A 13,116-nucleotide genomic window follows, 5' to 3' on the forward strand; every position below is an offset into this window, starting at 1 on the left:
TCATGATTATCAACATCTGATATGAACACCATTTTCCACATATATATAATAGGTATCATACTCCTCGTCATAGGAGGTATCATCTATCTCTTCTTGCGTCACCAGCGCAATCTGAAGAGTCGTGCCTTCCTGATGCAAGAGGCGATTCGCAATGGCGATTACTCTTTTCGCCTTTCCACCAAGGGATTACTCTTTGGAGAACGAGCCTTGCAGCAAGCCCTCAACGACATGGAGAACGACATCGGCAGACTGGTGGCGCAGCATGAGGTGGAATCTTGGCAAAGGCTAACCCGTGTGCTCACCCATGAGATTATGAATGCCACCGCCCCCATCTCCAGCATCTGCCAAGCCTATCTGAGCAATCCCGACATCCAAGGTTCGTCCTATGAGGAAGGCATCCGAGCCATTCGAGATACCAGCAAATCGCTCACCAGTTTTGTGGATAGCTACCGCAAGCTCACCCAGCTACAAGAGCCTGTCATCGAGAACATTCCACTCAAGGATTTCGTGGAAGGCATCAAGCCGCTCTATCCTCAGATAGAATGGCACATCCATATCCCCGAAGATGCCACCTGGTCTGCCGACAAGAACATGCTGCGCCAGGTATTTATCAATCTGACCAAGAATGCCATCGAGGCTCACGCCTCAGCCATCGACATCCGATGCTTCCACAAACATCCAGAGAGCATCGAGAGTTCACAATTCTCAGGCATCTATTTCAGCAACAATGGCGACCCCATCCCAGCGAGGTGGCCAAGGAGATGTTCATCCCCTTCTTCTCCACCAAGCCATCAGGTTCGGGCATCGGCCTTTCCATCTCCCGCCAGATGCTGATGATGCAATCCATCAATCTCTCCCTTGCCGAGCACAATGTGGCAGGCTATCATGTAACATTCCGAATGGAGTAACTCACAGGCATCTACCTTTCGGCACATGTCTTTTAACAAAGAAAATAGCAGAAACTCTTGGTACATTCAAAAAATAGTATTATATTTGCAGCAATAATAATACACATTGAACTTTACAACATAAAAATTATGATGACAATCGAAGAATACAGAGCAGAGGTCTTGCAGGCATTGCTCGAAGCAAAGAACGAGGATGGAACTCCAGCAATTACACCAAAGGAAGCACAGGAGGCTCTCAATGGTTTTACCGACGATGAATTGCAGGACGGCATCTTATGGAACTCCCCGCAAGACGTGGCCGATATTATCCTTGAAGGATAAAGAAAACATCGTTTTTCTTTGCTCATTCCAATTATTATTTGTAATTTTGCAGGCGCTTAAGTAAAAGGGGGTATTTGCAAGCCCCCTCACTTACCAGGCATTTGAATAAAGAAAAAGATTTTTTACCGGTAAAAAAAGATATAAAGATAATGAAGATAGAAAACGAAATCATCAGCTCAGTCATCGCGGCGGTGAAGGAGCTTTATGGTCAGGACGTACCTGAAAAGATGGTAGCCCTGCAGAAGACCAAGAGTAATTTCGAAGGTAACCTTACCCTCGTCGTATTCCCATTCCTCAAAATGTCGAAGAAGACTCCTGAGAGAACTGCACTCGAGATTGGTGACTACCTGAAGGAGAACTGCGCTAACATCATCGCAGACTTCAATGTGGTTAAGGGTTTCCTCAACCTTTCTATCGCTCCTGCCGCTTGGGTAGGACTCTTGAACACCATCAACGCTGACCCTAAGTTCGGTGAGAAGCCTGTTACTGAGAATAGCCCGCTCGTCATGATCGAGTACTCTTCTCCTAACACCAACAAGCCTCTCCACCTCGGTCACGTGCGCAACAACCTGCTCGGTTGGTCATTGGCTCAGATTATGGAGGCCAACGGCAACAAGGTTATCAAGACAAACATCGTGAACGACCGTGGTATTCACATCTGTAAGTCTATGCTCGCTTGGCTCAAGTGGGGCAATGGCGAAACTCCTGAGACTTCCGGCAAGAAGGGCGACCACCTCATCGGCGACTACTATGTAGCCTTCGACAAGCACTATCGTGAGGAAATCGCAGAACTCAAGGCTCAGTATATGAAGGATGGCATGGACGAGGAAGCTGCCACAGAGAAAGCAAAGGCAGAGGCTCCATTGATCAAGGAGGCTCACGAAATGCTCGTGAAGTGGGAGAACAACGACCCTGAGGTTCGCGCTCTCTGGCAGAAGATGAACAGCTGGGTTTACGCTGGCTTCGACGAGACTTACAAGATGATGGGGGTAAGTTTCGACAAGATATATTATGAGTCAAACACTTACCTCGAGGGTAAGAAGAAGGTAGAGGAAGGATTGGAGAAGGGTCTCTTCTTCCGCAAGGACGATAACTCTGTATGGGCAGACCTCACCAACGAGGGCCTCGACCAGAAGCTCCTGCTCCGTTCTGACGGTACTTCTGTTTATATGACTCAGGACATCGGTACTGCCGACCTCCGTTTCAAGGACTTCCCTATCGACAAGATGATCTACGTAGTAGGTAATGAGCAGAACTACCACTTCCAGGTACTCTCTATCCTGCTCGACCGCCTCGGCTTCAAGTGGGGTAAGGACTTGGTTCACTTCTCTTACGGAATGGTAGAGTTGCCTAACGGTAAGATGAAGAGCCGCGAGGGAACCGTAGTAGATGCAGATGACCTGATGGCAGAGATGATCAAGGATGCTCGCCAGACAAGCGATGAGCTTGGCAAGTTCAAGGACATGAGCGAGGAAGAGCGCCAGGAGATTTCACGCATCGTGGGTCTCGGAGCGTTGAAGTACTTCATTCTCAAGGTAGATGCTCGCAAGAACATGCTCTTCAACCCAGAGGAGAGTATCGACTTCAACGGAAACACAGGTCCTTTCATCCAGTACACCTACGCTCGTATCCGCAGCATCATGCGCAAGGCAGCTGCCGAGGGCATTGAGATTCCTGCTGAGTTGGGCGCAGATGCTCCTATCAACGAGAAGGAGATTGACCTCATCCAGAAGATGAACGACTTCGCTGCAGCCGTAGCCGATGCCGGCAACAACTACAACCCTGGTGGCATTGCCAACTACTGCTACGAGCTGACCAAGGAGTTCAACCAGTTCTATCACGACTACAGCATCCTGAATGCTGAGAGCGAGGCTGAGAAGATTACCCGCCTGGTTCTCGCAGCCAATGTTGCCAAGATTCTGAAGAATGGTATGGCTCTGCTCGGTATCGAGGTTCCTGAAAGAATGTAAAATTTTAGGTAATTAGAAGTTATCTGGAGTATAGCACTCCTGAAAAACTTCTCAAGATATAATTAACCTACAATTTAAAAATTGAATATTGACTATTGACAAATAATGAGCATCCCCAGAGCCAGACTTTGGGGCTTGCTCATTTCTTTTTTATAGCTCATTTCTTTTTTATATCGGTCAGTTTTATATAAGTCAGTTTTATATAGGTCAGTAAGACACAAAACAGAACTCTCGTATGTAGTTCAGTAAGACACAAATCATCTATCAAATAAAGAAACAAAAGAAACGCAAATGAGTAACATGCCCGTAAATCCTCCTTCATGGAGAAACGATACTGTCTTGCCTTTGCCCAATGAGGTGAAGGCGAACGCCTGGGCTGTGGATGCAGCCTGCTCCGGAAATCCCGGTCCGATGGAATACCAATGCATTGATCTTCAGACTGGTGCACAGGTTTTCCACTATGGTCCTATCCACGGCACCAACAACATCGGCGAATTCCTCGCCATCGTCCACGCCCTCGCCCTGATGGCCCAGAAAGGCATTACCGACAAAGTAATCTACAGCGATAGCGTGAATGCCCAACTCTGGGTAAACAAGAAGCAATGCAAGACAAAGCTGGAGCGTACTCCTCAAACCGAGCAGCTCTATCAGATCATCGCACGTGCCGAAAATTGGCTCCGCACCCACCCCATCACCGTACCTATCTTTAAATGGGAAACGAAGAAATGGGGCGAGATTCCTGCCGATTTCGGAAGAAAAGGATAAGGCTGACGATGCGTAAAGTGGCTTGTATCGATTATTGCCTCACTATGGCACAACATTGCCCCTTACCAGGGCAATAATCTGCCATTGCCAGGCACAAAACGATACGTCGGGAGCAGGTAAAACAACCACTTTCACTTTTACTCTTCACTCTTCACCAAATCGGCTGAAACCCCGATAAACACTGGGGTTGCGAGAGGTGAAGAGTTACGCACCACTCTTCACCACTCTTCACCCGTACAAATCCCTTAGATACAAATACTTACACCATCTTTGTGAAGAGTGAAGAGTGTTTTTGAAAGTGGCTTGTATTCTTTGAAAGTGGCTTGCATTCGGCTCAAAAATTTCGTATCGCAGCACAGGCAATCGAAAGAGAAGTCATCTGGGTCTAAAAGACGGTCGTCTATTAAGGCCAGCCGGAGGCTTAAATGATGGCAGGCGCCGATCATCAATGATGCCCCAAAAGGACTAGGGCTGTTAATTTTATCCTCCAGAACACGAAAGTACGGAAATTATTTGGAGATTTCAGGAATTAATCGTAAATTTGCACCAAATCTAAATAGATTCATAACTAGCTAACTTGTAATTATTAATAATTCAACCAGACAATGAAACAAAAACATTTATTTTGGGGAGCTGCGGTTGCATTGACCTTTCTCTTCAGCGCATCAGCTATTGCACAACCTAGACACACCAAGAAAAAGGTGAAGAAGGTGGTGGAGACCAAAGTTGACGTTTGTCCGTTTACCGACAAATGGGTAGAAGACGAAACTAAATTTGAAGATCGCAAGGAAAAGGCGCACGCTACTTTCGTACCTTATTCTTCTACTGCCACCATGCAGAAGGACGACTACTTCAAATTCCCATGGCTCACTCCTAAGCACGCCAACTATCTCCTGCTCAACGGCAAGTGGAAGTTCCACTACACAGCCGACTGGAAGCAGGGCAAGCCAGAGAAGGATGATTTCTGGGCTGACAACGCAGACGTTTCTTCGTGGAAGGAACTCCAGGTACCTCTGAACTGGGAAATGGCAGGATATGATGTGCCTGTATATAATAATGTGGGCTATCCTTTCGAGAACAAACCTCCGTTCATCACAGCCTTCAAGGATAATTTCGACAAGAATCCGGTAGGTTCCTATCGCCGCAACTTCAACCTGCCTGAGGGTTGGGAAACCGGAAAACGAGTATTCCTTCACTTTGACGGTGCATGCAGCGCCATCGTGGTTTGGGTAAATGGTAAGTATGCAGGTTATTCACAGGGTGCGAATACAGATGCTGACTTTGATGTTACCAACCTCGTCCGCAAGGGCGACAACAACGTATCGGTCCGCGTTTACCGCTGGAGCGACGGCTCTTACCTGGAGGGACAGGATATGTGGCACCTGGGTGGAATCCACCGCGACGTTTATCTCGTAGCCACTCCTAAGACCTTCGTGGCAGATCATTACATCACTTCTGCCCTAAACAAGGATTACACATCAGGCAACCTGAATGTTGACCTGACCATCGCTAATGCAGCCAAGGAGAAATCTGAGAAGACGCTGGAGATCGAGCTCCTCGATCCTCAGGGCAAGTCTGTTGCCAAGCAGTCTGCCCAGGTAGCGATGACCGCAAAGGATGCTCAGAAGAACTGTCGCCTTAGCATCGACAACCTGACCGGTTTAAAGGCTTGGACCTCAGAGCAGCCTAATCTCTATACCGTTATCGTTCGTCAGAAGGCTGGCGACCAGGAAGAGATGGTATTCTCTACCAAATACGGTTTCAGAGAGGTGACTATCAAGGACAAACTGGTTTATGTTAACGGCAAGCGAGTATTCTTCAAGGGTGTCAACACCCAGGATATTCACCCACTCTATGGTCACGCCATCGACGTGGAGACCATGCTTCGCGACGTAATCCTGATGAAGCAGGCTAACGTGAACACCGTTCGTACCAGCCACTATCCTCGTCAGGCTAAGATGTATGCCATGTTCGACTACTACGGATTGTACTGCATGAACGAGGCTGACGTGGAGTGCCACAACAACCACTCACTCTCTAACAATCCTACCTGGCGTGCTACCTACGTGGACCGCACAGAGCGTATGGTATTGAGAGACCGCAACCACCCTAGCGTGGTATTCTGGTCGCTCGGTAACGAGTCAGGCGGTGGCGATAATTTCCAGGCTACCTATGACAAGATCAAGGAACTCCTGCCAGGTCGCGACGCTTGGGTTCACTACGAGGGCTACAAGCACGGTGCCAAGTACTCAGACTTCGGTTCAGACATGTATCCAAGAATCGAGGTAGTGAAGAAGCAGATGAACGGCCTCAACGACAAGCCTTACTTCATCTGCGAGTATGCTCACGCAATGGGTCAGGCTGTGGGTAACCTGCAGGAATACTGGGATCTCATCGAGGCAAGTACCGGTATTACCGGTGGCTGCATCTGGGACTGGGTTGACCAGGGTATCTATGATACACGTCGCATCCGCAAGGGTCTTCCTTTGAAGGATCCTAAGACCGGGCTCCACTACTACACATCCGGTTACGACTATACCAAGATGAACAATGGTTACAGAGGATTCCAGGGCGACTTCATGAGCAACGGTATCATTACTCCAGGAAGAGAGTGGACAGCCAAGCTCACCGAGGTGAAGTATGTTTATAGAGATGTGAACTTCGAGTCTTTCTACAGCCGCGTGCTCACCCTGAAGAACAAATGCGCATTCACCAACCTGGCAGACATCTATGATCTCAGCTACGAGGTACTCCGAAACGGAGTTTCTGTAGAGAAGAACCAGGTGGCTATCCCATCTGTATTGCCAGACAAGACCTGCGATATCAACATCCCATACACCACCGCTGTAGATGATAAGGCAGAGTATGTCATCACCTTCAGCCTCATCCTGAAGAAGGCTACTTCATGGAGTAAGCAGGGTTATATGATGGCTCAGCAGCAGTTCAAGCTTTCTGCAGAGAACGCAGGCAGCACATCTGTTGCCGACCCAACCTCGTACAGAAAGACCATGGCAAGCTGCCAGCTATCGAGGAGAAGGGCAAGCTGAAGGTGAAGGACAACACCATTACCGGTAATAACTTCAGCATCACATTCGGTGAGGATGGAACCATCGCCAACTGGACTTATCGCAATACTCAGCTCGTTCAGCCTAACGCAGGTCCTGACTTCAACGGCTTCCGCCGCATCGCCAACGACAACGTGAATCTGGGTGCTACAGGTGGTGTTGCCAAGAACGAGAACAAGGAAGAGGGTGCACTCACCGGCAAGAAGATGATGGTGAAGGCTCCTAAGAAGCAGGGCAAGAACGTGGTTGTGGAGACTGCCGTTACCAACGGTAAGGACACTCACCAGATTGCTTACATCATCTATCCTAACGGAACCGTGGATATGAAGGTGACTACCAACAATTCTTCTGAGGAAACCCGAAGAATCGGTATTACCATGCAGTTTACTCCTGGTTTCGAGAATGTGGAGTATTATGCCAAGGGTCCTTGGAGCAACTACATCGACCGTCAGAGAGGTTCGCTGTTAGGTTTGTACAAGACTACCGTGGATGGCATGTTCGAAGAGCAGAGTGCTCCTCAGACCATGGGCGACCGCCAGGGCTTACGCCAGTTGACATTGGACAACAACAGCACGAAGTTGCAGATTACCACCGAGGGTATGGTAGCCTTCTCGTTGTCTCACTTTGATGATGCTCAGTTCAACTACGACGTATTCTATGGTGGCAAGCATCCTTACGATCTGGTACGTTCTAACCAGATTTTCGCTCACTTCGACTTCTGGCAGCGTGGTATCGGTAACCGCAGTTGTGGTGGCGACTCTTGTCTGCCACAGTACATGACTCCAACAGGAGCTCATGAGTTTACCTTGCGTTTCACTCCAATGGCGAAATAAAGGAAATAAAGAATAAGACATAAAAAAGGTGGGTGTTACACGAATTGTTGTAGCACCCACCTTTTTTATATCTTGTCTTATGCCTGAATGTTTAGTAATCCTGGATGTAGCCCTTGGTAAACATGTCATACGACAGGGCTTCCAGCTCAGCGAGCGTCATGTGCTCCACGGCATGCTCTATCTTGCGAATCAATTCGTCTCGCTTGAAATCGTCGTTATCGCTCAGGCGCGATGTAAATCTATTGCTCATTTCTTTACTTTGAACTTTGAATGTTGAACTTTGAACTTTATGATTAGCCTTATTGCTTCTATGAAACTATTGGCGCTCATAGGTACTGATCATGGTTCCATCATACGCCTCGTGGTTGATTAACCGGATGTTATGAGGAAGCTTTGGTGCTGCTGTTCCGGCAGTTACCACGTTTTCCACAGATGTGGATAAAGATGTTTCTACCCTGATTTCATCCCATAATCCTGCATCGAGGAAAGCCTGATGGGTAATGGTGCCACCTTCTACAATCAGCGACTGTACCTTATTATTATATAGGTACTGCATGATCTGCTTCAACACCTCTTCCTTGCCCTTGGAGAAATCCAAGCCCTCGAAACAAGGATGATGGCGGTCGATGACCAGTCGCAGCGGATCCTTGCCGCTCCAATCTCTTACGTTGAGCTGGCTACGGTCACGCTCATCGGTAATTCTACCTACCAGGATAGCATCGTTCTCGGCACGAAGCTTGTGCGAAAGCATCTTGGTAAAAGGCGAAGAAATCGCCATACCCTGATAGTTATTATCCAGAAAGCCATTCATCGTCTGCGCCCATTTCAGGATAATGTATGGTCGCTGATGGGTATTGAAAGTGATGAATCGCTTGTTCAGTTCGAGGCATTCCGCCTCCAGAACACCCACCGTTACTTCGATGCCCGCCTCGCGAATCTTCTGGATGCCACGCCCCTGCACCTTGGCAAAGGGATCCACGCAGCCACAGACACATCTCTTCACGCCTTTTCTTACGATAAGGTCGGCACAAGGAGGTGTCTTGCCATAATGCGAACAGGGTTCGAGACTTACATAGATAGTGGAATCCTTCAAGAGATGCTCATCCTCAGGCTTTACCGATGCAAAGGCATTCACTTCGGCATGGCCCTCGCCACAACGCACATGATAGCCTTCGCCTATGATTCTGCCCTCGCCGCTCACGATGACGGCACCCACCATGGGATTAGGCTTCGCATTCTGCCTACCGTTCTTAGCCAACTGCAGACAGCGGCGCATGAACATTTCGTCAATCTCCTGCAGACTAAGCGGTTCGCCCGTCAGCGGGTTCTGAAAAGATACTTTATTTTGCTCCATATCCTATTTTTTTTCGATTTTCTTACTCATTTTCGATAAATTGTCGTACCTTTGCTCTCAAATCAAATCATAATATACAATTTAGAGATGAAAACTTATCAACAACTTTGGCAATCCCTCACCCCTCTATATGAGGCTGGCGAAGCGCAGGCTATCGTCCGCACCGTGCTTGATGTGAAGTACGGAATGACGCTGACCGACATTATCGGCGGCAAAGTTAATGAATTATCCGCAGACGAGGGCAAAAAACTCGAAGAAATTGTCTATAGACTGCAAAAAGGCGAGCCAGTGCAGTACGTACTGGGGCAGGCCGACTTTGCAGGAAGAACTTTCCATGTGGAGCCGGGCGTGCTCATCCCAAGACCTGAGACCGCCGAGCTTTGTCAATGGATTGTGGAAACACAGAAGGAGAACTGGGAAAATGTAGAGGAAATTATCAGAAAAGAATTTAACATCAGCCCTGACGTTGCCTTTGAGGACATAAACATATTTAAGGAAAAAGGATGGTTCAAGCGCAAATATTCACGTTTGAGATTCATCGTCAAAATAGTACATTGTTATATAAAAGCTAGACATACTAAACTAGCCTCTCCTCGACCAAGAATCATGGATCTCTGTACCGGCTCTGGCTGTATTGCCATTACCCTAAGCCTTGAAATTCCAGATTCAGAAGTATTAGGAATAGACATTTCCGACTCAGCCTGCAATGTTGCCACAAAGAATGCCAAGCAATTAGCATCCAAAGCTATCTTCAAAAATGTCGATATCTTTGACTTGCTTGAAATGTGTAAAACAAACAGAGAAGAACATTTTAAAGCAGACATCATCGTGAGCAATCCTCCTTATATCTGCGAAAAGGAGAAAGCAGATATGGAGAAAAACGTCCTTGATTACGAGCCCGATCTCGCCCTCTTTGTTCCCGATGAAGATCCTCTGAAGTTCTATAGGGCCATCGCCGAGTTCGCCTCATTAGAATTGCGAAGCTGGGGCATGCTCTATTTCGAAATCAACCCTCTTTACGAAAAGGAGACAAGAGAAATGCTCGAAGGATTTGGCTTCAAGAATATTGAAACCAAAGAAGATGCTTTCGGAAAGAAGAGAATGATGCAAGCTATGAAATAGACTATTAGATAAGCGGATTGCAAATCTACCCAGAAAGTCCACCACCAGGCGTCCCTGCGGATTTGCAATCCGCAGTAAAAAAAGGTTCGACTTATCAAAACCAGGGGATTTGTAATCCCCCCAATAAAACATAAATGCATTATGGAATATTATAACACCCCCAAGCGCCCCAAGAAGCCGATGACTGAGCAGCAGGCACTCCTGAAGCTCACCACTCTCTGCACACAAGCCGAACATTGCTCGCAGGAAATGCTCGACAAGATGAAGAAGTGGGAACTCCCAGAGGATGCCATCGCCCGAAATATGGAATTCCTGACCCAGAAGAAATTCATCGATGACGAGCGATTCACCCGCTTCTTTATCAACGACAAGATAAAATACAACAAATGGGGGCGCAGGAAAGTGGAACAGGCTCTCTGGATGAAGCACATCCCGAAGGAAATCTCCGACCCAATCTTCGAGGAAATCGAGGATGACATGTATTTGGAAACCCTCCTCCCTCTCCTAAAAAACAAATATAAAAACATCAAAGCCAAAAACGACTACGAACACTCGATGAAACTCATCCGCTTCGCCCTCGGCAGAGGCTATGGTATGGATGTGATTCACAAATGCATCGACAAAATGAAAGAAGAAGATCTGGGAAATATCGATTTCGAAGACGACTTCTAAAGGTTTAAATCCAAAGTAAACATTAGAAGCTAATCATAAAGTTCAATGTTCAAAACTCAAAGTTCAAAGTAACAATATGAAGCTCAGCCTGTTAGGAAACATCATAGATTTTCTCTTTCCCCGTTACTGTGCCATCTGCGATGAGCGACTGCTGGGCACAGAGGAGATGCTATGCGCCACCTGTCTCCAGGATCTCCCGATTACCCCAACCTGGGAAGCCCCCTACGAAAACAATATGGCTAAAATGTTCTGGGGGCGCATTCCTGTAGAAAAATGCGTCGCCCTCTTCTATTATCACAGCCACTCCAACCCAAGCTACATCATCTATAAGCTGAAATACCATCACCGCCCCGATGCCGGAAACTATCTGGGAAGACTCATCGCCAGCAAAGGTATCGAATCAGACTTCTTCAAGGATATAGATGCCATCATTCCTATTCCTATCACGAAGTCAAGAAGGAAGACCCGCGGCTATAATCAGAGCGAGGAAATAGCCAGAGGAATACAGGAAAGAACCCATCTCCCCATCATCACAGATGCCATCCGGCGAGTAACCTTCACCGAAAGTCAAACCCAAAAAGACAGATGGCAGCGACAGGAAAACGTAAAACATGTATTCCGGTTATCAGATACCTATCACGACAGAGACGGCAAACACCCCATCACCGATCTTGCCGGCAAGCATCTGCTTATCATCGATGACGTCTGCACCACAGGCGCCACCCTTATTTCCTGCTGCGAAGAACTGCAGAAGGCAGGCAAGCTGAAATTCAGCATCGCTACTATAGGATGGGCTGCAGAATAAGCGCCAGATTCCCAGCCAGATTTCCAGCCAAGTTTCCCTTCACCCCCCGCCCATCCCCCACTTTGCAAGCCAATATCACGCACAAGGTATAAAAAATCTATAATAAATGCCCTATTTATATGGATAACTCGTTTTTTTGTAGTACCTTTGCAAAGAAATAATAATAATTTAATCCTTATATGATTATGGACAAGCTAAAGAAAGAATTCGCATCTAAGTTATTGAAGGTTAAGGCTATCAAATTGCAGCCTAACGATCCTTTCACTTGGGCTTCTGGTTGGAAGTCTCCTTTCTATTGTGACAACCGCAAGACCCTCTCTTTCCCAGAACTCCGCAACTATGTGAAGCTCGAACTCGTACACGCTATTCTGGAGCAGTTCCCAGAGGCTGACGCTGTTGCTGGTGTAGCTACTGGCGCTATCGCACAGGGTGCATTGGTGGCTGACGAATTGAACTTGCCTTTCGTTTACGTTCGTTCTAAACCAAAGGATCACGGTATGCAGAACCTCATCGAAGGTGAGCTCGATCCTAAGGCTAAGGTTGTTGTTGTAGAGGATTTGATTTCTACAGGCGGCAGCTCACTCAAGGCAGTAGAGGCTCTTCGCAAGAACGGCAACGAGATTGTAGGTATGGTAGCTAGCTACACTTACGGTTTCCCTGTAGCAGAGAAGGCTTTCGCTGATGCTAACGTGAAGCTGGTTACTCTTACAGACTACGAGCACGTGGTAGAAGAGGCTCTCGAGACTGGTTACATCAAGCAGGAAGACGTAGAGTTGCTCCACGAGTGGCGCAAGGACCCAGCTAACTGGAAGAAGTAAATTTTTACCCATCAATAATGAGTACAAGTACATTCGAAAGTAATATCAAACAGATTCCTCACAAGCAGGAATCTGTTTTTAATACTTTGAGCGACCTCAACAACCTGCAGGTGCTCAAAGATCGCTTCGAGCAGGTGAAAGACCAGATTCCTGAGGACAAGAGAAAGGAAATGGAGAAACTCAAGGACCTGAGATTCGACAGCGACAGCATCACTATCAACGCTCCTATGGTGGGCGACCTCAAGATGCGCATCATCGACAGAGATTTTCCAAAAACCATCAAGTTTGAAACAGAGAACAGCCCTATCCCATTCAATTTCTGGATTCAGCTGCTCCCTACAGGAGAATTTTCTTGCAAGATGAAACTCACCATCAAGGCTGAGCTCAATATGTTTATCAAGGGCATGGTGAAGAAGCCATTGCAGGAAGGCATCGAGAAGATTGCAGATGCACTGGCGATGATTCCTTACCAGGATTAAAAAT

The 13,116-nt window shown here is 47.3% G+C and carries 14 protein-coding genes; 11 read left to right on the forward strand and 3 right to left on the reverse strand.

What is annotated here, in order from left to right; genetic code table 11:
• Window positions 1-21 precede the first annotated feature (21 nt).
• Complete coding sequence (locus DW830_RS00225; protein ID WP_233544311.1) at window positions 22-834, forward strand: sensor histidine kinase; 813 nt, start codon at window positions 22-24, stop codon at window positions 832-834.
• Here DW830_RS00225 and DW830_RS16190 read toward each other — a convergent pair.
• On the reverse strand, window positions 792-935 hold the full coding sequence (locus tag DW830_RS16190) for a hypothetical protein (protein WP_233544312.1): 144 nt from the start codon (window positions 933-935) through the stop codon (window positions 792-794). The two genes, DW830_RS00225 and DW830_RS16190, sit on opposite strands and share 43 nt — an antisense overlap.
• 102 nt (window positions 936-1,037) lie before the next feature.
• Between DW830_RS16190 and DW830_RS00230 the strand changes: the two genes are divergently transcribed.
• The 5 genes from DW830_RS00230 (at window position 1,038) to DW830_RS00250 (ending at window position 7,862) form a co-directional block, all read left to right on the forward strand.
• The gene (locus tag DW830_RS00230; protein ID WP_117664046.1) at window positions 1,038-1,229 is read left to right on the forward strand and encodes a hypothetical protein; all 192 of its coding nucleotides are present in this window, start codon (window positions 1,038-1,040) and stop codon (window positions 1,227-1,229) included.
• Window positions 1,230-1,378: 149 nt separating this feature from the next.
• The gene (gene argS, locus DW830_RS00235; protein WP_119248443.1) at window positions 1,379-3,199 is read left to right on the forward strand and encodes an arginine--tRNA ligase; all 1,821 of its coding nucleotides are present in this window, start codon (window positions 1,379-1,381) and stop codon (window positions 3,197-3,199) included.
• Window positions 3,200-3,490: 291 nt separating this feature from the next.
• Window positions 3,491-3,964: an RNase H family protein gene (locus DW830_RS00240; protein WP_117664048.1), complete on the forward strand. Its 474-nt coding sequence runs from the start codon at window positions 3,491-3,493 to the stop codon at window positions 3,962-3,964.
• Between the two features lie 605 nt (window positions 3,965-4,569).
• A complete protein-coding gene (locus DW830_RS00245; protein WP_119248444.1) occupies window positions 4,570-7,011 on the forward strand; it encodes a glycoside hydrolase family 2 TIM barrel-domain containing protein in 2,442 nt (813 codons plus the stop codon).
• A 2-nt stretch (window positions 7,012-7,013) separates the two neighbouring features.
• Entirely contained in the window at window positions 7,014-7,862 is an 849-nt protein-coding gene (locus DW830_RS00250; RefSeq protein WP_158573400.1) for a beta-galactosidase small subunit, read from the forward strand.
• 91 nt (window positions 7,863-7,953) lie between these two features.
• On the opposite strand, the gene DW830_RS16040 is transcribed toward DW830_RS00250, so the two are convergent.
• On the reverse strand, window positions 7,954-8,112 hold the full coding sequence (locus tag DW830_RS16040; protein WP_187360455.1) for a hypothetical protein: 159 nt from the start codon (window positions 8,110-8,112) through the stop codon (window positions 7,954-7,956).
• 66 nt (window positions 8,113-8,178) lie between these two features.
• Entirely contained in the window at window positions 8,179-9,216 is a 1,038-nt protein-coding gene (gene ribD / locus DW830_RS00255) for a bifunctional diaminohydroxyphosphoribosylaminopyrimidine deaminase/5-amino-6-(5-phosphoribosylamino)uracil reductase RibD (RefSeq protein ID WP_119248446.1), read from the reverse strand.
• Window positions 9,217-9,303: 87 nt separating this feature from the next.
• Between ribD and DW830_RS00260 the strand changes: the two genes are divergently transcribed.
• From DW830_RS00260 to DW830_RS00280, 5 genes are all read left to right on the forward strand, one after another.
• Window positions 9,304-10,338, forward strand: a complete 1,035-nt coding sequence (locus tag DW830_RS00260; RefSeq protein WP_233544313.1) for a N5-glutamine methyltransferase family protein — start codon at window positions 9,304-9,306, stop codon at window positions 10,336-10,338.
• Window positions 10,339-10,479: 141 nt separating this feature from the next.
• Window positions 10,480-11,010, forward strand: coding sequence for a regulatory protein RecX (locus tag DW830_RS00265; RefSeq protein WP_119248447.1), 531 nt, complete (start codon window positions 10,480-10,482; stop codon window positions 11,008-11,010).
• 76 nt (window positions 11,011-11,086) lie between these two features.
• Window positions 11,087-11,815: a ComF family protein gene (locus DW830_RS00270; RefSeq protein WP_119248448.1), complete on the forward strand. Its 729-nt coding sequence runs from the start codon at window positions 11,087-11,089 to the stop codon at window positions 11,813-11,815.
• A gap of 185 nt (window positions 11,816-12,000) precedes the next feature.
• The gene (pyrE, locus tag DW830_RS00275) at window positions 12,001-12,633 is read left to right on the forward strand and encodes an orotate phosphoribosyltransferase (RefSeq protein WP_089543320.1); all 633 of its coding nucleotides are present in this window, start codon (window positions 12,001-12,003) and stop codon (window positions 12,631-12,633) included.
• A 17-nt stretch (window positions 12,634-12,650) separates the two neighbouring features.
• On the forward strand, window positions 12,651-13,112 hold the full coding sequence (locus tag DW830_RS00280) for a polyketide cyclase (RefSeq protein ID WP_089543321.1): 462 nt from the start codon (window positions 12,651-12,653) through the stop codon (window positions 13,110-13,112).
• Window positions 13,113-13,116: the final 4 nt, after the last annotated feature.

It is taken from the genome of Prevotella sp. AM34-19LB, assembly GCF_003468525.1.
GTDB lineage: Bacteria > Bacteroidota > Bacteroidia > Bacteroidales > Bacteroidaceae > Prevotella.